The organism is Parazoarcus sp. PS-13 R2A (genome assembly GCF_057621855.1).
Genome location: NZ_JBYEXN010000006.1, coordinates 102310 through 120656 on the forward strand (window position 1 = coordinate 102310; position 18347 = coordinate 120656).

The following is an 18347-nucleotide window of genomic DNA, read 5'->3' on the forward strand; positions in this document are numbered from 1 at the left end:
CTTTGAAACTGGTGCCCAGAAGAGGACTCGAACCTCCACGCCTCGCAGCGCTAGTACCTGAAACTAGTGCGTCTACCAATTCCGCCATCTGGGCAGGGAGGCGCATTATAGCCGGGTCTTTTCGTGGATGGAAGGCCAGCGTTGAAAATTTTTCCCGGATCGTGAATTCGACGAAGAAGATTGCACGTCGCGGCGGACTGGCAAAGCTGCCAGTCGATTTTCCCGTACGCGCTTGCGTACAATACAAACAAAAAAGCCGCTCCGAAGAGCGGCTTTCCTGCGAAACTGGTGCCCAGAAGAGGACTCGAACCTCCACGCCTCGCAGCGCTAGTACCTGAAACTAGTGCGTCTACCAATTCCGCCATCTGGGCAAGAGCCGCGCATTATAAGCACTTAAAGAAGAAAGTCAATGACCAGAAACACCAAAAAAACCAATGCCGTTCCCGAAGCCGCTGTTGAAGCACCCAAGGCCGGGCGACGCAGAAGCAGCCGTGCCAAGGGGCCGAGCGCGATTCGTCGTGCCGACCCGTTCTTCGAGCGCGAATCGCTCAAATACGAGCTCCCCTTGCCCAGCCGCGAATACATCGAACAGATCCTGGTTGATCAGGGCGTGCCGATGTCTTTCGACGATCTCGCCCGTGCGCTCGACATCACCGCCGACGAGCTGGAGCATTTCGACCGCCGTCTGCGCGCGATGCAGCGTGACGGCCAGCTGGTGCGCAACCGGCGCGACGCCTATCTGATCCCGGACAAGGCCGACCTGATCCGCGGCAGGGTGGAGGGTCACCCGGACGGCTTCGGTTTCCTCCGCCGTGATGACGGCGGCCCCGACATCTTCCTCGGGCCCAAGGACATGCGCGAGGTGCTGCATGGCGACCGCGTGATTGTCCGCATTGCCGGGCAGGACCGCCGCGGCAGGCCAGAGGGCAGGATTGTCGAGATCCTTGAGCGCGCCAACGCGCGCGTCGTCGGACGTGTGCTGAACGAGCATGGTGTCCTGCTGGTGGTGCCGGAGAACAAGCGTCTCGCTCAGGACATCCTGGTGGCGCCAGGCGGCAAGAAGCCGACGCCGGGCCAGGTGGTGACGGTCGAACTGATCGAACAGCCGACCAAGTTTGCGCAGCCCATCGGTCGCGTGGTCGAGGTGCTCGGCAACTATGCCGACCCCGGCATGGAGATCGAGATCGCCTTGCGCAAGCACGACCTGCCCTATGAATTCTCTTCCGAGACCAAGGCGGAAACGCGCAAGCTGCCGCTCAAGGTGCGCAAGAAGGACTGGGTTGGCAGGGAGGACATTACCGGCCTGCCGCTGGTCACCATCGATGGCGAGACCGCGCGCGACTTCGACGATGCGGTGTATTGCGAACGCCAGGGGCGCGGCTTCCGGCTGATCGTGGCGATTGCCGACGTTTCCGCCTACGTCGAAACCGGCAGCGCGCTCGACAAGGACGCCTACGACCGCGGCAATTCGGTCTACTTCCCGCGCCGCGTCATTCCGATGCTGCCGGAGAAGCTTTCCAACGGGCTGTGCTCGCTCAACCCCCAGGTCGAGCGTCTGTGCATGGTCGCGGACATGAGCATCTCGATGACCGGGGTGGTGAAGGCCTACCGCTTCTATCCGGCCGTGATGTTCTCTCATGCGCGCCTGACCTATACCAAGGTCGCTGCGGCGCTGTACGACCATGACGCAGCGGCGCTGGAAGAGGTCGGCGGCTTGCTGCCCCAGTTGCAGAACCTCGACAAGCTGTTCCGGGTGCTGCTCAAGGCGCGCGCCAAGCGCGGTGCGATCGACTTCGAGACCACCGAGACGCGGATGATCTTCGACGATGGCGGCAAGATCGAGCGCATCGTGCCCGAGGTGCGCAACGACGCCCACCGCCTGATCGAGGAGTGCATGCTCGCGGCCAACGTCTGCGCGTCCGATTTTCTGCAGGAGCGCAATCAGGCCGCACTGTATCGGGTGCATGAAGGCCCCACGCCGGAAAAGCTCGATAAGCTGCGCGGATTCCTGTCCGAGTTCGGCATGGGCATTGGTGGCGGGGACGAGCCTCGCGCCAAGGATTACGCAGCGCTGCTCGACAAGGTCAAGGAACGGCCGGATGCCCAGTTGCTGCAGACCGTGATGCTGCGCTCGCTGCGTCAGGCGGTGTACAGCCCGGACAATCTCGGTCACTTTGGCCTCGCCTACGACGCCTACACCCACTTCACGTCGCCCATCCGGCGCTATCCCGACCTGCTGGTGCACCGTGCCATCAAGGCCGCGCTCAAGAGCGACAGCTACCAGCCCGGTGACTGGGACGAGATCGGTGCGCACTGCTCGAGCACCGAGCGCCGTGCCGACGAGGCGACCCGCGATGTCGTGTCCTGGCTCAAGTGCTATTACATGCAGGATCGCGTCGGCGAGGAATTTTCCGGCAGCGTATCGGCAGTGGTACCCTTCGGCCTCTTCGTCGCGCTGGACGATATTTTCATCGAGGGCCTGGTGCATATCTCGGACCTCGGTAGTGATTACTTCCACTTCGACGAGACGCGTCACGAGCTGGCGGGAGAGCGCACCAACGCGCGCTTCAGGCTGTCGGACAGGGTGCGGGTACAGCTGGTGCGGGTGGATCTGGAAACCAACAAGATCGACTTCCGCCTGATCGAAGGCGTAAGCCGGCCGACCGAGCGCAGCGGCAAGACCGCCCGTGACCATGCGCCTGTGGATGCGGGGTCTGCAGCGCCGACCCGGCGCAAGGGGCGCAGTGCTTCCGAGCCGGCGCCGCGTCCGGCCGCCGAGCGTGCCCCGGCTTCACGTGCCGGGCGTGGCAGCAAGCCCAATGCAGCGGCCCGCACCGAAGCACCCGCAGCACGTAAATCAAAACCGAAGGCCGCAGCAGCGGCTGCAACATCAAAGAAGAAAGGCAAGCGTCGTGGCTAAACCCCCCTCCCGTTCCGGCTCCCGATCACGTCCCAGCGAGGACGGCGCGCGCGCAGCACGCCCGCCAGTGCGCGGCGAGCACAGGCCGAAGCCGAAACGTCATGAAACCGCAGCGGTCGACGAAGCGGTCGCAGCGGACGTCAGCGCTGATGCAGGGCGTCCCGCGTCGCGTCTGATCTATGGATTTCATGCCGTGCTCGGCAAGCTCAAGCGTGACCCGGAAGCGGTGTTCGAGCTCTATCTGTCGAGTCAGCGCCAGGACATTCGCGCGCGTGAAGTACAGCAGCTTGCCGAAGCCCAGGGTGTGCGCCTGATCCCGAGCGAATCGGACCGCCTCGACGGCATGGTTGGTACCCGTCGCCATCAGGGCGTGATCGCCCGTATCGATGGGCGGCATCGTGAACTCAAGCTGGCCGACGTGCTCGAGTCACTCGATGAGCCCGCCTTGCTGCTGGTACTCGACGGTGTGCAGGATCCGCATAATCTCGGCGCCTGCCTGCGGGTGGCGGACGCAGTGGGTGCGCATGCGGTGATTGCGCCCAAGGATCGCGCAGTCGGGCTCAATGCCACTGCGGTGAAGGTCGCCAGTGGCGCAGCCGATACCGTGCCCTATATCACCGTCACCAACCTTGCCCGAGCACTGCGCGAAATGCAGGAAGCGGGCGTCTGGATCATCGGTGCGGCCGGTGAAGCCGAGCAGTCGGTGTTCGATGTCGACCAGAAGGGGCCGGTGGCCTGGGTGCTGGGGGCTGAAGGCGACGGACTGCGCCGGCTGACTCGCGATACCTGCGACGTGCTGGCGAAAATCCCAATGCTGGGGTCGGTGGAGAGCCTCAACGTCTCGGTGGCCAGTGGCATCTGTCTGTTCGAGGCAAGGCGTCAGCGCGGAGCCTGAGTCGGCTCGCGCGGTGTTTCGGCGGTGTTGCATGTGGTAGCGGGGTCAGGCGAATAGGGCGTCCGTGGAGGAGATGGGATGAAGTCTGCGCTGGGTTTTCTGGTGGCGGCCAAACGCTGCGAGATTCATGGCCTGGAGCAGCTTGAGATCACCAGTGGTCTCGTGAAGGGCGTGAGTGAGCTCGTGCACATGCTGCAGAAGGAGCGTGGCGTGTCCAACGTCTATCTGGCGTCGGCCGGGCGTCGGTTTGCCGCACAGCGGCTGGAGCGGGTTGAGGCCAGCGTGGCGGCAGAAGCCGCTGCGCGCGAACGCTTCGTCCAGCTCGATACCGATTCAGGCCGTATGGCGGGTGGCGTGCGACTGTTCAGTCGCATCGCCTACGTGCTGCACGGCCTCGATGCGCTTCCGGCCTTGCGCAGCCGGGTGGCGGGGCGCACGCTCGGGGTCGAAGAAGCCACCCGCAGCTTTACCGAGCTAATTGCTGGTCTCATGGCGGTGGTTTTCGAGGCAGCAGATATCGCCGCAGACCCGGCGGTGTCGCGGGCGCTGGTTGCCCTGTTCAACTTCATGCAGGGCAAGGAGCTGGCCGGGCAGGAGCGTGCGGCCGGTGCAGCCGGTTTTGCAGCCGGTCGCTTCGAAGCTACGGAGCAGCAGCGGCTCGCGCACCTGATTGATGCCCAGGACCGCTGTTTCCAGATTTTTGTAGAGTTTGCCGATCCCACCTTGCGCACGATCTGGCGCAATGCCCAGACCTCACCCGCGATTGCCGAGGTGGAACGGATGCGTCGCATCGCCTGCGCTGCGTCGAGTGCCCCCGTGGCGGCCGAGGCCAGCGAACGCTGGTTCGAATGCACCACCTCACGAATCGATGCGATGCGCCAGGTCGAAGACTGTGCGACCAATGCGCTGCTGCATCTGTGTGAGGCCAAGCTGCTCGAAGCGCGCTCCGATCTGCACGATCACAAGCGCTTTCTCGATGCACTTTCGGCGCTCGGCGGACAGAGTGCGGCGCCGCTGGCGGTTTTTTTCGACAAGTCGGCCACCTCGGCGCCGCCCGCCGAGGGCGATGCAGCCGGGCTGGTGGAGGCGGACGGACTCAGTCCCAAGCTCGGGCGTTCGGTGCTCGATCTCATGCAGCTGCAGTCGCAGCGACTGCAGGACATGAGCGATGAACTCAATACCGCGCGTGCGGCGCTCAATGAACGCAAGCTGGTCGAGCGCGCCAAGGGTCTGCTGATGTCCAGGCGCGGCCTGAGCGAAGACGAGGCCTACAAACTGTTGCGACAAACCGCAATGGATCAGCATCGTCGCCTTGTCGATGTTGCCGAGGCGACGCTCTCGCTCGCCGAGTTCCTCAAGCCCGACTGAGCCGCAGCAGCGGGTGGCGGCCCCGAAAAGGGGCGTGAGCCCGCGCTTCACGGCAGCCTTCAGACGGATCTCCTCATGCCCCGGATGTCGCAGTTCGCCCCTCCGGCGATGGGACGCTGAGGGCGCACGTCTGCACTAAGCCTGTGCAGGTGCCGCGACATTGCACTGCAGCAGTGCGTCAGCCTCTTGGCACCTGTTACCGCTATTTTCCCCTGATCCCAGTGTTTTCGGGGGCTGCGGCCTCATGCGCGGAACTGGCACGCTTACTGCATTAGAAAACGCAAAGCTGGATCAACGATGGTCCGGCGTTCGACACAATCCCGAGCACTGGACAAAGGCGTCCATTCCCTCCGCGCTGCAAGCGCCGAACAGGAATGGGCGCCTTTCTTGCATTTCAGATTTCAATCAAGGAGTTCACGATGACCAAGCAGACGAACAAAACCCCCGAGTTGACCCGTCGCGGTTTTATTAAGGCCGGTGCTGCGGCAGGCACTGCAGCGATGCTGTCCGGTCTTTTTCCCGGCGGCGTCTGGGCTGCAGGCTCGGAAGGGCTGGAGAAAACCACGCTGAAGTTCGGCATCATCCCGCTTACCGACTGTGCGCCGATCGTGATCGCCAGGGAAAAGGGCTTCTTCAAGAAGCACGGCCTTGATGTCGAGGTGTCGAAGGAGGCGTCGTGGGCCAACATCCGCGACAAGGTTTCGCTGGGCGAACTGGACGGTGCTCATATGCTGGCCGGCATGCCGCTTGCGGCCACGCTCGGGGTCGGCGCCAACCAGCAGGAAACCGTCACCGCCTTTTCGATGGACCTCAACGGCAACGGCATCACCGTGTCGAATGAACTCTACGAGCGCATGCTCGCCGCCGACCCGGCCGCGATGCAGGGTCGCCCGACCTCAGCGCTGGCGCTGAAGAAAGTGATCGAGGAGGACAAGAAGGCTGGCAAGGAGCCGATGACCTTCGCCATGGTGTTCCCGGTCTCCACCCACAACTATGAGATCCGCTACTGGATGGCCTCGGCCGGTATCGATCCCGACCAGGACGTGCGTCTGATCGTGATTCCACCGCCCCAGATGGTGGCCAACCTGCAGTCGAAGAACATCGTCGGCTACTGCGTGGGTGAGCCGTGGAACCAGCGCGCAGTGGAGATGGGCATTGGCCGCTCGATCATCACCAACTACGAAATCTGGAACAATAATCCGGAGAAGGTCTTCGGCGTCACCCGCGAATGGGCCGACAAGAACCCGAACACGCACAAGGCTGCGGTGCGCGCGCTGATCGAGGCCGCGCAGTGGATGGACAAGCCCGAGAACCGCGACGAGGTCGTGAAGATCATCTCCGCCAAGTCCTACGTCAATGCGCCGGCGTCGGTGGTCGAAAACTCGATGACCGGGACCTGGATGTACACCAAGGCCGAGGGGCCGCAGAAGATGCCGGACTTTAACGTCTTCTACCGCTACGCGGCGACCTTCCCGTGGCGTTCGCATGCGGTGTGGTTCCTTACGCAGATGGTGCGATGGGGCCAGATCGAGAGCGCGATCAACTTCAGGAAAGTGGCCGAACAGGTCTATCGAAGCGACATCTACCGCGACGCAGCCAAGGATCTTGGCATCGCCATCCCGACCATCGATTACAAGACCGAAGGCTCCCACGCAGCGGCGTGGACGCTGGAAAAGGCCACGTCGCCGATCGCGATGGGGCCGGATCGCTTCTTCGACGGCGTGAGCTTCGACCCGTCCAGGCCGGTGGATTACCTCAAGGGCTTCAAGGTGCATGCGATGAAGGTCAGCCTCGATGCACTTGCCAAGGCAAACGCCTGATTCCGTGCATGACGACAGAAAAGGACAAGGATATGACTGCGATTTCAGTGACTGCAGGCCGGCCTGTTGCCGAGCCGACCGAAAGCATGGCAGGGACTGCGGATGCCGCGGCTCGTGCGGTGGTTCATCCGGTTGTCACCGAGCCGGCAGCGCCCGGACTGGCGGAGCGACTTCGCCCGATCGCGTCCGGGTTGGCGCGCAGCCTGGTGGCCATGGCCGCCGGCATGGGGCTGCTGCTCGCGATCTGGTGGGCGGTGTCGAGCCGGATCGACATCTTTCCCGGGCCGCTGGTGACTTGGGATGCGGCAGTCGAGCTGCTGGCCGACCCGTTCTACGACAACGGCCCCAACGACATGGGCATCGGCTGGAACGTGCTGTATTCGCTGGGGCGAGTCGGTGTCGGTTTCGGCCTCGCTGCGGTGGTCGGCATCCCGCTGGGTTTCATTGTCGGTCGCTTCAAGTTCATGAACATGGCCACCGAACCCGTCATCGGCCTGCTGCGTCCGGTGTCGCCGCTGGCCTGGCTGCCGATCGGTCTGCTGGTGTTTCAGGAGGCCAACCTTGCCGCGATCTGGGTGATCTTCATCTGCTCGATCTGGCCGATGATCATGAACACCGCGGCGGGCGTGCGCTCGGTGCCGCAGGACTATCTGAACGTTGCCCGGGTGCTCAACCTGTCTGAATGGAAGGTGGTCACCCGAATCCTCTTCCCTGCAGTCCTGCCCAACATCCTCACCGGCGTGCGCCTGGCCATCGGTACCGCCTGGCTGGTGATCGTCGCCGCGGAAATGCTCACTGGCGGCGTCGGCATCGGCTTCTGGGTATGGGATGAATGGAACAACCTCAAGGTCGAGCACATCATCATCGCCATCTTCATCATCGGCATCGTCGGCCTGATTCTCGAGCAGGCCCTGATGATGGTGGCCCGCCATTTCAGCTACGAAAGCCGCTAAGGAGATCGTCATGACCAAACGTATCGTACAGATCGAAAGTGTCGGTCAGTCCTTCGACACCAAGAAGGGGCCGTTCGTCGCACTGCGCGACGTCAATCTGGAGATTCGCGAAGGCGAGAGCATCTCCCTGATCGGTCACTCCGGCTGCGGAAAATCGACGCTGCTCAATCTCATCTCCGGACTCACTCTGCCCAGCAGCGGCGTGATGCTGTGCGACGGCCGCGAGATCGCAGGCCCCGGGCCAGAGCGGGCGGTGGTGTTCCAGAACCACTCCCTGCTGCCGTGGCTGACCTGCTTCGACAACGTCTACCTCGCGGTCGAGCGCGTGTTCTCGGCCAGGGAAGGCAAGGCGAAGCTCAGGGAGCGTACCCACGAGGCGCTTGAACTCGTCGGCCTGACGCACGCCGAGAACAAGTATCCGAGCGAGATCTCGGGTGGCATGAAGCAGCGTGTCGGCATCGCCCGCGCGCTGTCGATGCAGCCAAGAATCCTGCTGATGGATGAGCCCTTCGGCGCGCTCGATGCGCTGACCCGCGCCAATCTGCAGGATGAACTGATGAAGATCCTCGCGGCCACCAGGGCGACCATGGTGATGGTGACGCACGATGTCGATGAGGCCGTGCTGCTGTCCGACCGCGTGGTCATGCTCACCAACGGTCCGTCGGCGACCATCGGCGAGATCCTCGAGGTGAACATCGAGCGCCCGCGAGAACGACTCGCCCTGGCCCACGATCATCACTTCGGCGAGTGCCGCGCGGCGATCATGGAGTTCCTATACAACAAGCAGCTCAAACGCGCAGCCTGACCCGGAGACGGACATGTCAAACGTGTATCTGATCGGTGCCGGACCGGGTGCCGCGGACCTGCTCACGCTGCGTGCGGCCCGGCTGCTCGCGGAGAAGGCCGAAATCGTGCTTGCTGACGACCTCGTTTCCGACGAGATCCTCGCCATGGTGAGGCCTGACGCGCGGGTGCTGAAAGTGGGAAAGCGTGGCGGCAAGGCATCCACGCCGCAGGGTTTCATTCATCGGCTGATGGTGCGCTATGCGCGTCGCGGAAAGTGCGTGCTGCGGCTCAAGGGGGGAGACCCCTTCGTGTTCGGGCGTGGCGGTGAAGAGGTCGAAGCACTCGCCGCAGCCGGCATCGAAGCCGAAGTCGTGCCGGGGCTGACAGCAGGGATTTCGGTGCCGGCCGCAGTCGGCATTCCGGTGACGCACCGCGCCTACACCCAGGGCGTGACGCTGGTGACCGGTACCTCCGGCGAGGGCTGCGACGAGCCCAACTGGCGTGCGCTGGCCCAAGGCGGCACGACCCTGGTGATCTACATGGGGCTGTCCCGCCTGCTCAATATCGTGGCACGGCTGATCGCCGCCGGCCTGCCCCCCGACACGCCTGCCGCTGCCATCGCATCGGGCACTCTGCCCGGCCAGCGCCACGTCAAGGCCACGCTCGCCGACCTGCCTGCGCGCGTCGGTGCTGAAGGGCTGGCCTCGCCGGCGATCATCGTTGTGGGCGAAGTCGCCGCGCTGGCCGTGGCGACGGTTTCCACCCCGGACATTTCGGCACGCATCCTCGCGGCCTGAAGGAGTACATCATGCAGAAACAGAAACTGGTCATGGTTGGTAACGGCATGGCAGGGGTGAAAACCCTGGAGGAGTTGCTCAAGCACGCCCCCGACTGCTTCGACATTACCGTGTTCGGCGCCGAGCCGCACGGCAACTACAACCGCATCCTGCTGTCGCCGGTGCTGGCCGGGGAAATGACCCTGCCCGACATCATGCTCAACGATCTCGACTGGTATCGCGACAACGGCATCACCCTGCATGCCGGGCGCAAGGTGGTCGAGATCAATCGCGCGCGGCGCACGGTGCGTGCCGATGATGGCACCGAGGTCGCATACGACCGCCTGCTGCTGGCGACCGGTTCGGTGCCGTTCATCCTGCCGGTACCGGGCAAGGATCTGCCGGGTGTCATCGCCTATCGCGACATCGCCGATACCGAAGCCATGATCGACGCGGCACGGCATCACCGCCACGCAGTGGTGATCGGTGCCGGCCTGCTCGGTCTCGAAGCGGCCAACGGCCTGATTCTGCGCGGCATGGAGGTGACCGTGGTGCACCTCGGTGGCTGGATCATGGAACGCCAGCTCGACAAATCGGCGGCGGACATGCTGCAGGCCTCGCTCGAAGCCAAAGGCATGAAGTTCTGCCTGCAGGCGCAGACAGCGGAACTGGTGGCGGCAGACAGCGGTCGTGTGGGCGCCGTTCGGCTCAAGGACGGCACCGAACTGGCTGCCGACCTGGTGGTGATGGCGGCGGGCATTCGCCCCAGCACCAGCCTGGCCGAGTCGGCCCGTCTGCTCTGCGACCGTGGCATCGTCGTCACCGACACCCTGCAGACGGTCACCGATCCGCGTGTCTATGCGGTGGGCGAGTGCGCAAACCATCGTGGCACCGCTTACGGGTTGGTGGCCCCCTTGTTCGATCAGGCCAAGGTGTGCGCGAACCACCTGGCGGGCTTCGGTATCGGCCGCTACGAAGGCTCGGTGACTTCGACCAAGCTCAAGGTCACAGGCGTGGATGTGTTCTCCGCTGGCGACTTCCAGGGTGGTGCCGACTGCGACGAGATCGTGCTGCATGACCGGGCCGGTGGCGTCTACAAGAAGCTGGTGCTCAAGGACGACAAGCTCGCGGGCGCGGTGATGGTGGGCGACACTGCCGACGGCGCCTGGTACTTCCAGCTTGTACGCGAGGGCAAGGATGTGTCCGAGATGCGCGATCACCTGATGTTCGGTCAGAGCTTCACCCAGTCACAACTGGGCGACGCTGGCCATCAGGGGCAGAGCCAGGCCGCACTCCTGCCCGACAGTGCCGAGATCTGCGGCTGCAACGGGGTGTGCAAGGGCACCATCGTCAAGACGATCCGCGAGAAGGGGCTGTTCACGCTCGAAGAGGTGAAGAAGCACACCAAGGCGTCGTCCTCCTGCGGCTCATGCACCGGCCTGGTGGAGCAGATTCTCGCCTCGACCGTCGGTGGCGCCTACCAATCCACCGACAAGTATGCGAAGCCAGTGTGCGGGTGCACCGAGCATACGCATGGAGAAGTGCGCGAGGCGATCCGTCAGCACAAGCTGCTCAGCATTCCGGACACCATGCGGGCGCTGGAATGGAGCACGCCGAACGGCTGCGCCACCTGCCGTCCTGCGCTCAACTACTACCTGATCTCCACCTGGCCGTTCGAGGCCGAAGACGACCCGCAGAGCCGCTTTATCAACGAACGTGCCCACGCCAACATCCAGAAGGACGGCACCTACTCGGTGGTGCCGCGGATGTGGGGCGGGCTGACCACGCCGGACGAACTGCGTGCGATCGCAGACGCGGCCGAGAAGTACAAGGTGCCGACGGTCAAGGTCACCGGTGGCCAGCGCATCGACCTGCTCGGCGTGAAGAAGGCCGACCTGCCGCTGATCTGGTCCGACCTCAACGCAGCCGGCATGGTCTCCGGTCACGCCTACGGCAAGAGCCTGCGCACGGTGAAGACCTGTGTCGGCATGGAGCACTGCCGCTTCGGCACGCAACTGGCGATGGATCTCGGCGTCAAGCTGGAGAAGATGCTGTTCGGCATGTGGAGTCCGCACAAGGTGAAGCTGGCGGTGTCAGGCTGCCCGCGCAACTGCGCCGAATCCGGGATCAAGGACGTCGGCATCATCGGCGTCGATTCCGGCTACGAGCTCTATGTGGCCGGCAACGGCGGCATCAAGACCGAGGTCGCGCAGTTCTTCTGCAAGGTCGGCAGCGACGAGGAGGTGATGGAGTACGGCGGTGCCTTCCTGCAGCTTTACCGCGAGGAGGCCTATTACCTCGAGCGCACCTGCCACTACATCGAGCGTGTCGGTCTCGAGCATGCGAAGAAGCGCGTCGTCGAAGACGCCGCCAACCGCAAGGCGCTGTACGAGCGCCTGCTGTTTGCACTGAAGGACGCGCCCGATCCCTGGGCCGAGCAGCGTACAGCGCCCCTGGTGCGCAACTACCAGACTATCGACCTGAACAACAGCAACGGAGATCGCCATGGCCTGGCAGAAACTGTGTCCTCTTGAAGAAATCCCGGCACTCGGTGCGCGCGTCGTCGCGCATGCCGATGGCGACATCGCGGTGTTCCGTGCCGAAGGCGACAACGTGTACGCGATTGCCGATGCCTGCCCGCACAAGGGCGGTCCCCTTTCGCAGGGCATCGTGCATGGGCAGAAGGTGACCTGCCCGCTGCACAACTGGAACATCGAACTCGATTCCGGTCATGCGTGTGCGCCGGACGAGGGCTGTGTGCGCAACTATCCGGTGCGGATCGAAGCCGGGGAGGTGTGGCTGGAGACCTGATGCTGCGCCGGTCAGCGTGCTGTGGTCTTCAGGACCAGAGTGCGCTGACCGGGGTCTCAGGTGAGAAGCGGTGGGCGATCTGCGCCTGCAGCAACTCGGCGGAGGCGAGCGCGTCGGTCAGTGCATGGTGTGGCCGGTAGCGCGGCAGTCCGTAGCGGCTGCGGCTTGCGGCAAGCCGGATGGAGCGCTGTTTGTGGCCGAACAGGCGTGCAAACAGCCCAAGACGCTTCTTGCGGTGAAGGCGCGCCTCAAGCTCCATGGTGTCGATCACCGGAAACTCGATCTTCTCGCCGATGCGTGGTCGCAGCGCGCCGTTGAGAAACTGGCGCTCAATCGCACTGCAATGCACCACCAGCACATGGCCTGCCATGTGCTGCAGCACTTCGTCGAGGATCTCGATCAGGTCGGGTGCGGTATCGACCTGCGAGTCGGTGATGCCATGAATCGTCACCGACTCCTCACCCAGCGCCGTGCGCGGCTTCAGAATCCAGTGCCGCGACTGGCTGGCGAGGATGCGGTCGAGGCGCATCGGCACCAGTCCGATGCTGACGATCCCGTCGCGCACCGGATCGAGGCCGGTGGTCTCGACATCAAGCGCCATCAAGGGCACCGCCGACAGCGGTGTGTCGCCGGCGACCGCGCCCGCCGCGTAGAAGCGCTTCAGTCGCTCGTCGTGCGCGGCCGCTGCGAGTTCGGCAAAGCGCTGTGGCCAGTCGTGCACTGTTGTGCCGGACGTGGCGCCGGGCTGTTTCTGCTGCAGTGAGCCTAGATGTAGCACGATGGCACCCTCACGCGCTGCGGCCGGGCTGGTAGCGGAACTTCAGGTATTTCTGCGCGTTGCTCAGGATGAGGAAGGCATCGCGCAGGCTCTTGCGCTCGAAGTCGGAGAGGCTCTCCGGTTCGATGCTGTTGTCGGGCTCGTTGCCCACGGCGAGGTCGCCCGCCTGATTGCGGATGCGCACCATGGACACGAATTCGAGCGCGTCGTGGAGGTCCTGCCCGCGTCCGCGCGGCAGGATGTTGGCTTCGATGATGTCGCGCAGGCGTTCAAAGGAGTTCAGCGCAACCGATCCCACTGCCAGCGAATGCACCCGAATCAGGTCGGCGAGCGGGGCCGTGCCGCGTCGCTTGAGATTGATCGCACGGCTGTGTCGTCCGTCGGATTCCACCACGAAATCCTTGAAGAAGCCCAGCGGCGGGGTGCGCAGGAGCGCATTGCGTGCCATGCACGCGAGAAAGCGCGAGTTGCCCTTGGCCTTGCGCGAGATGAGGCGGCGCAGGCCATCGATCCATTCGGTCTTGCCCCAGACGCCATCGAGGTCGAAAAAGATGCCGCTGTTGAGCAGCGACTCCGGCGTCGGCTTCTCGATCCACTCGGTGAAGTAACGCTCCCACTCGCGCAGCGGCTGGCGCCACTTTGCATTGGTCGCCATCACCCCGCCGGTGCAGTAGGTGTAGCCGCAGCGCGCCAGGCCGTCGCTGACGAAGGCGGCCAGCGACTTGAAGTAGTCGTCGTGGCGTGCAGGATCGAAACTGTTGTCGAGCACCAGCGCGTTGTCCTGATCGGTGACGATGAGCTGTTCCTGTCTCGCCATCGAACCCAGCGCCAGAAAGCAGTAGGGGACGGGCGGCGGCCCAAGATGCTCCTCCGCGAGTTCGAGCAGACGCTGCTTGAAGCTGCGCCCGATCACCGCCATCGCGCTGCCGATCATGCGCGAACTCGCATCTTCGGTCACCATGCGAGAGAAGCAGGCGTGGACGTCGGCGGTGAGCGCCGCGAGTTCATCGACGCTTTGCTGGCGGAAAATGCTGCTGACCACGAACAGGCTGTTGCGCGACTCATAGCGAATGATGTCCGACAGCGCGACCACACCGATCGGGCGATGATTCTTGAGCACCGGCAGATGGTGCACGTTGTTGCGCAGCATCTGCAGCATGGCTTCGAACACGAGCTGATTGTGTTCGACCCAGACCAGCTCCGACGACATGATGTCGGTGACCGGCGTGTCGTAGCTCAGACCTTGCGACACCAGTCGCACGCGGATGTCACGGTCGGTGATGATGCCGGCCATGCTTGGCGTTGGCGTTGGCGTTGGCGTTGGCGATGCCGCATCCGGTTCGTCGACGATCAGGAGTGAAGAGACGCCCTCGTCGGTCATGCAACGTGCCGCATCCATCGCAGTCGAGCCGCGCCCGAGCATGACCGGCTCGCGACTGATCAGCACATCGACGGTCGCCGACATCAGCTGATTTGCGTCTTCGCGGCGGGACACGACCTGGCGCAGGCGGGTGCGGTCCTCGACCTCGACCAGATCGGCGAACTGCTCGTTGTTCTCGAACAGGTCGGTGAATACCGGCTCCGGAATCAGATAGACAAGGGTGTCTTCGAGCGCCGCAGCCGGAAAGCGCACCTGTTTGCGATGCAGGAGGCCGAACTCGCCGAAGTAACCGCCTTCCGTCAGGCGGTTATAGAGCGTGCCGTTGCGGCGGAAGACTTCCACCGCGCCGCTGCGCACCACATACCAGGCAAGCGCCTCCTCGCCGAACTCGAGGATGCGGGCGCCGGCCTTGAAGTAGCGCACGTCCACCGACTGTGCGACGACGTGCAGGGTCTCTTCCGGCAGTTCCTGGAACGGCGGATAACGGCGCAGAAAATCAAGGATCTCTAGCTGTTCGTCCTGCATCTGGGTGGCCACGGTGAAGGTGAAAAAAAACGGGCGGGCACTTGTTCAGCAAGCGCTCGCCCGGTTTGACTGCCATGCGGCAAGCGTCAGGTCAGGAGGCCCTGGGCTCCGACGCCAGACCCTTGATCACCGAGATCGTGGCAACGAGAAGCACAATGGTGAAGGGGAAGCCGGTCGATACCGCCATCGCCTGCAGCGCGACAAGTCCGCCCCCCAGAATCAGTGCAACGGCGACCAGGCCTTCGAAGGTGCACCAGAAGACGCGTTGCGGCGTGGGGGCATCGACCTTGCCGCCGGCAGCGATGACGTCGATCACCAGCGAGCCGGAGTCGGACGAGGTGACGAAGAACACCACGACCAGAATGATGGCGAGGAAGGAGGTGATCTGCGCCAGTGGCAGAACGTCGAGCATGTAGAACAGCTGCAGCGGCAGGTCGGCGTTGGCCGCAGCCTCGTAGCCGTCCTTGACCAGCTGGCTGATCGCAGTGCCGCCGAATACCGTCATCCACAGCACGCAGGCAAGCGAAGGCACGAGCAGAACCGAAATGATGAACTCACGCACCGTGCGACCACGCGAGACGCGGGCGATGAACATGCCGACGAAGGGTGACCAGGAAATCCACCACGCCCAGTAGAAGGCCGTCCAGCCCTGGGAGAAGTTCACGTCTTCACGGTTGATCGGATTGGCCAGGGCAGGCAGAAACTCGAGGTAGGCGCCGAGGTTGTCGACAAAGCCGGTCATGATCGCCAGCGTCGGGCCGACCAGGATCACGAAGGCCAGCAGCAGCACCGCGAGCACCATGTTGATCTCGGACAGGCGCTTCACACCAGCGTCGAGTCCGGCCAGCACCGATACCAGCGCAATGGCGGTAATGCCCACCACCAGCACGATCTGCGTGGTATTGCCCAGCGGAATGTCGAACAGGTAGTTGAGGCCGGCGGCAGCCTGCGAGGCGCCGAAGCCGAGCGAGGTCGCAAGGCCGAAGAGGGTGGCCAACACCGCAAGGATGTCGATCACGTGACCCGGCCAGCCCCACACACGCTCACCGAGCAGGGGGTAGAACACCGAGCGGATCGTCAGCGGCAGCCCCTTGTTGAAGGAGAACAGTGCCAGGCCGAGCGCGAGGATGGCGTAGATCGCCCACGGGTGCAGGCCCCAGTGATAGATCGTTGCAGCCATCGCAAGACGCGATGCGCCTGCAGCATCACCGGCCGCAGCACCCAGCGGTGCCCAGTCGGTGCGCACGCCGTTTTCCATTGCGGTGCCGCCGAGCGAGCTGCCGAAGTGCGAGAGCGGTTCGGAAACGCCGAAGAACATCAGACCGATACCCATGCCGGCGGCAAACAGCATGGAGAACCAGCCGGTGTAGGTGTAGTCGGGTTTCGCTTCGGTGCCACCGAGGCGAACCTTGCCCAGCGGCGAGATCGCGAGTCCGATGCAGACCAGAACGAAAATGTTGCCCGCGCCGATGAAGAACCAGTCGAGGTTAGAGGTCAGCCAGCCGCGCATGCTGCTGAACATCGGTTCGACCTGAGTCTGGAACATCAGGGTCAAAGCCACGAAGGCGATGACTGCAATGGCCGAGATTGCGAAGACCCGGTTGTGGATGTCGAGGCCGAAGGGCCCGACATTGACCAGGATATTGTCCTGACCGATCTTGTAGTCGGTATCGATGGGATTGACGTCACCGTCGGGGATCATTGGATCCCGTTTCTCTGTCATGGGAGGCTTCCTTGTTGGGGACGATGGAGAGGGATGGATCGCCAGACACAAGGTACTAGGCTGATGCTACTTAGCGGCCGGAGTCTACCACGCATGAAAGCCGGCCTGCTTTGGTGCGACATGCGTCGCCTGCACGCATGTCGCACCGGCTCACTCGGAATCGAAGCCGAGCAGCCTCTGTTCGATGATCCGCTGTGCCACGCCCTCGGGCACGTCCTGCTCCCAGTTGCCGCGCCCGCGCCGCAGTCCGGCCAGGGTTTCGGCAGAGTCGATCTCGAGGTGGCCAGCGTCCTGCGGTTCGATCGCGACCAGCTTGCCGTTTTCCTTGAGGTGGGCGAGCAGGTGGCGCAGGTGCCCGGGCACCGGGACGTTGTCGAGCGTGATCATCTCTGCCGCGCCGTGGGGGCGGGAGGGGTACACGTAGACGTGCGTGTTGTCGGGAAACAGCTTGCCGAAGGCCTCGAGGATGCCGCCTTCAAGTCCGTCGTAGTATTTCTCGTCGAACAGCACTTCGAGGTCGCGCACACTCATGACGATGCCGATCGGTTTCTGCGTGTAGCGACGCAGGTAGGCGCGCAGGCGGAAGAAGCGCACGTAGTCCGAGATCATCACCGTGTATCCCTGCGAGGCGAGCAGGTCGATGCGCGCAAGGAAATCCGCACCGTCGATGCTGTCGCCGCTGGCGAGCGAATTCATCGTGATCTCGGCCAGTGACAGGACTTCCTGCTCGGCCACCGCGGACTCCTGGCTGAACTGCTTCTGCCCGCCCAGCATCATGTCGATATTGACGCAGGTCACCGGCTTGAAGGTGCCGCGGATGACCAGCATCGGCTTGCGGTAGAGCAGTTCGCCGGGCACCACCACCTCGCCTGCCGGATTGAAGATGACTGCACGGGTCAGCCAGCTGCTGATCAGGTGCAGGTTCATCAGCCGGTTCTCGACTTCCTCGAAATATGGACCCGCGAAGTGGATCAGGTCGACCTCGATGCGCTCCGGGGAGAGTCCGTCGGCCAGGCCCTCGATAACCCACTCGGGCTGGTCGTGGTGGAAGAATGCGCCGTGGATCAGATTGACGCCGAGAATGCCGAGCGCTTCGGACTGGAGGGCATTGTCGTTGTCGAGCATCCGCACGTGCAGGATCACGTCGCTCGGTTGTGCGCCAGGGTGAAGCTGCAGGCGGATGCCGATCCAGCCGTGGCATTCATTCTTCTGCTTGAAGCTGCGCGCGGTGACCGTGGCTGCGTAGGCAAAAAAGGTGGTGTTCTTGGGGCGGACATGGGTGAGCCGGTCGACGACCTGGGTGAACTCCTTGTCCAGCATCTGCATCAGTCGTGCGCGACTGACGTAGCGATCGACATGACCGTAGATATCGTCGCTGACCGCCATGTCGTAGGCTGACATGGTCTTGGCCACCGTCCCTGCAGCCGCGCCGACATGGAAGAAGCGGCGCGCGACTTCCTGCCCTGCGCCGATCTCCACGATGGAGCCGTACTTGAACTTGTCGAGATTGAGGGCGAGAGCCTTCTGATCGGTCGAGAGGATGGTGTCACGTTTGCGCATCGGGTCGACTCCGTACGTTAGGGCAGGGCGACGGACGCGAGCGCGCCCGTC

At 63.7% G+C, this 18347-nt stretch carries 13 protein-coding genes and 2 tRNA genes; 9 read left to right on the forward strand and 6 right to left on the reverse strand.

The window, feature by feature from the left end:
* Nucleotides 1-9: 9 nt before the first annotated feature.
* Nucleotides 10-94 (reverse strand) — tRNA-Leu (locus AC22G6_RS07955).
* A gap of 192 nt (nt 95-286) precedes the next feature.
* Nucleotides 287-371 (reverse strand) — tRNA-Leu (locus AC22G6_RS07960).
* 38 nt (nt 372-409) lie between these two features.
* On the opposite strand from AC22G6_RS07960, the gene rnr reads away from it, so the two are divergent.
* The 9 genes from rnr to nirD all read left to right on the forward strand — a co-directional run bounded on the left by rnr (nt 410) and on the right by nirD (nt 12329).
* Nucleotides 410-2920 (forward strand): ribonuclease R, encoded by a 2511-nt coding sequence (rnr, locus tag AC22G6_RS07965; RefSeq protein ID WP_487366339.1) that lies wholly within the window; start codon nt 410-412, stop codon nt 2918-2920.
* A gap of 172 nt (nt 2921-3092) precedes the next feature.
* On the forward strand, nt 3093-3815 hold the full coding sequence (gene rlmB, locus AC22G6_RS07970; protein ID WP_108977134.1) for a 23S rRNA (guanosine(2251)-2'-O)-methyltransferase RlmB: 723 nt from the start codon (nt 3093-3095) through the stop codon (nt 3813-3815).
* Between the two features lie 78 nt (nt 3816-3893).
* Nucleotides 3894-5183: a nitrate regulatory protein gene (locus tag AC22G6_RS07975; RefSeq protein WP_108950781.1), complete on the forward strand. Its 1290-nt coding sequence runs from the start codon at nt 3894-3896 to the stop codon at nt 5181-5183.
* Nucleotides 5184-5602: 419 nt separating this feature from the next.
* On the forward strand, nt 5603-7003 hold the full coding sequence (locus tag AC22G6_RS07980; RefSeq protein ID WP_487366340.1) for a CmpA/NrtA family ABC transporter substrate-binding protein: 1401 nt from the start codon (nt 5603-5605) through the stop codon (nt 7001-7003).
* A 32-nt stretch (nt 7004-7035) separates the two neighbouring features.
* Nucleotides 7036-7956: a nitrate ABC transporter permease gene (gene ntrB / locus AC22G6_RS07985; RefSeq protein ID WP_487366341.1), complete on the forward strand. Its 921-nt coding sequence runs from the start codon at nt 7036-7038 to the stop codon at nt 7954-7956.
* 10 nt (nt 7957-7966) lie between these two features.
* Nucleotides 7967-8761 (forward strand): ABC transporter ATP-binding protein, encoded by a 795-nt coding sequence (locus AC22G6_RS07990; protein ID WP_487366342.1) that lies wholly within the window; start codon nt 7967-7969, stop codon nt 8759-8761.
* Between the two features lie 13 nt (nt 8762-8774).
* A complete protein-coding gene (gene cobA, locus AC22G6_RS07995; RefSeq protein ID WP_487366343.1) occupies nt 8775-9539 on the forward strand; it encodes a uroporphyrinogen-III C-methyltransferase in 765 nt (254 codons plus the stop codon).
* 11 nt (nt 9540-9550) lie between these two features.
* A complete protein-coding gene (nirB, locus tag AC22G6_RS08000; protein WP_487366344.1) occupies nt 9551-12052 on the forward strand; it encodes a nitrite reductase large subunit NirB in 2502 nt (833 codons plus the stop codon).
* Entirely contained in the window at nt 12024-12329 is a 306-nt protein-coding gene (gene nirD, locus AC22G6_RS08005) for a nitrite reductase small subunit NirD (RefSeq protein ID WP_487366345.1), read from the forward strand. The genes nirB and nirD overlap by 29 nt, the downstream gene beginning before the upstream one ends.
* A 28-nt stretch (nt 12330-12357) precedes the next feature.
* On the opposite strand, the gene AC22G6_RS08010 is transcribed toward nirD, so the two are convergent.
* From AC22G6_RS08010 to AC22G6_RS08025, 4 genes are all read right to left on the reverse strand, one after another.
* Nucleotides 12358-13107 (reverse strand): 3'-5' exonuclease, encoded by a 750-nt coding sequence (locus AC22G6_RS08010; protein ID WP_487366346.1) that lies wholly within the window; start codon nt 13105-13107, stop codon nt 12358-12360.
* 10 nt (nt 13108-13117) lie between these two features.
* Complete coding sequence (locus tag AC22G6_RS08015; RefSeq protein ID WP_487366347.1) at nt 13118-15013, reverse strand: DUF294 nucleotidyltransferase-like domain-containing protein; 1896 nt, start codon at nt 15011-15013, stop codon at nt 13118-13120.
* A 91-nt stretch (nt 15014-15104) separates the two neighbouring features.
* Entirely contained in the window at nt 15105-16736 is a 1632-nt protein-coding gene (locus AC22G6_RS08020; RefSeq protein ID WP_487366348.1) for a BCCT family transporter, read from the reverse strand.
* A gap of 150 nt (nt 16737-16886) precedes the next feature.
* A complete protein-coding gene (locus AC22G6_RS08025; RefSeq protein WP_487366349.1) occupies nt 16887-18296 on the reverse strand; it encodes a TonB-dependent receptor in 1410 nt (469 codons plus the stop codon).
* Nucleotides 18297-18347: the final 51 nt, after the last annotated feature.

Excerpts from the sequence above, each read along its gene's own strand:
- AC22G6_RS08020 (WP_487366348.1), bottom strand. The coding sequence starts at position 16,736 with ATGACAGAGAAACGGGATCCAATGATCCCCGACGGTGACGTCAATCCC.
- AC22G6_RS08025 (WP_487366349.1), bottom strand. The coding sequence starts at position 18,296 with ATGCGCAAACGTGACACCATCCTCTCGACCGATCAGAAGGCTCTCGCC.
- AC22G6_RS07990 (WP_487366342.1), top strand. The coding sequence starts at position 7,967 with ATGACCAAACGTATCGTACAGATCGAAAGTGTCGGTCAGTCCTTCGAC.
- AC22G6_RS08015 (WP_487366347.1), bottom strand. The coding sequence starts at position 15,013 with ATGCAGGACGAACAGCTAGAGATCCTTGATTTTCTGCGCCGTTATCCG.
- AC22G6_RS07980 (WP_487366340.1), top strand. The coding sequence starts at position 5,603 with ATGACCAAGCAGACGAACAAAACCCCCGAGTTGACCCGTCGCGGTTTT.
- nirD (WP_487366345.1), top strand. The coding sequence starts at position 12,024 with ATGGCCTGGCAGAAACTGTGTCCTCTTGAAGAAATCCCGGCACTCGGT.
- rnr (WP_487366339.1), top strand. The coding sequence starts at position 410 with ATGACCAGAAACACCAAAAAAACCAATGCCGTTCCCGAAGCCGCTGTT.
- nirB (WP_487366344.1), top strand. The coding sequence starts at position 9,551 with ATGCAGAAACAGAAACTGGTCATGGTTGGTAACGGCATGGCAGGGGTG.
- cobA (WP_487366343.1), top strand. The coding sequence starts at position 8,775 with ATGTCAAACGTGTATCTGATCGGTGCCGGACCGGGTGCCGCGGACCTG.
- AC22G6_RS07975 (WP_108950781.1), top strand. The coding sequence starts at position 3,894 with ATGAAGTCTGCGCTGGGTTTTCTGGTGGCGGCCAAACGCTGCGAGATT.
- ntrB (WP_487366341.1), top strand. The coding sequence starts at position 7,036 with ATGACTGCGATTTCAGTGACTGCAGGCCGGCCTGTTGCCGAGCCGACC.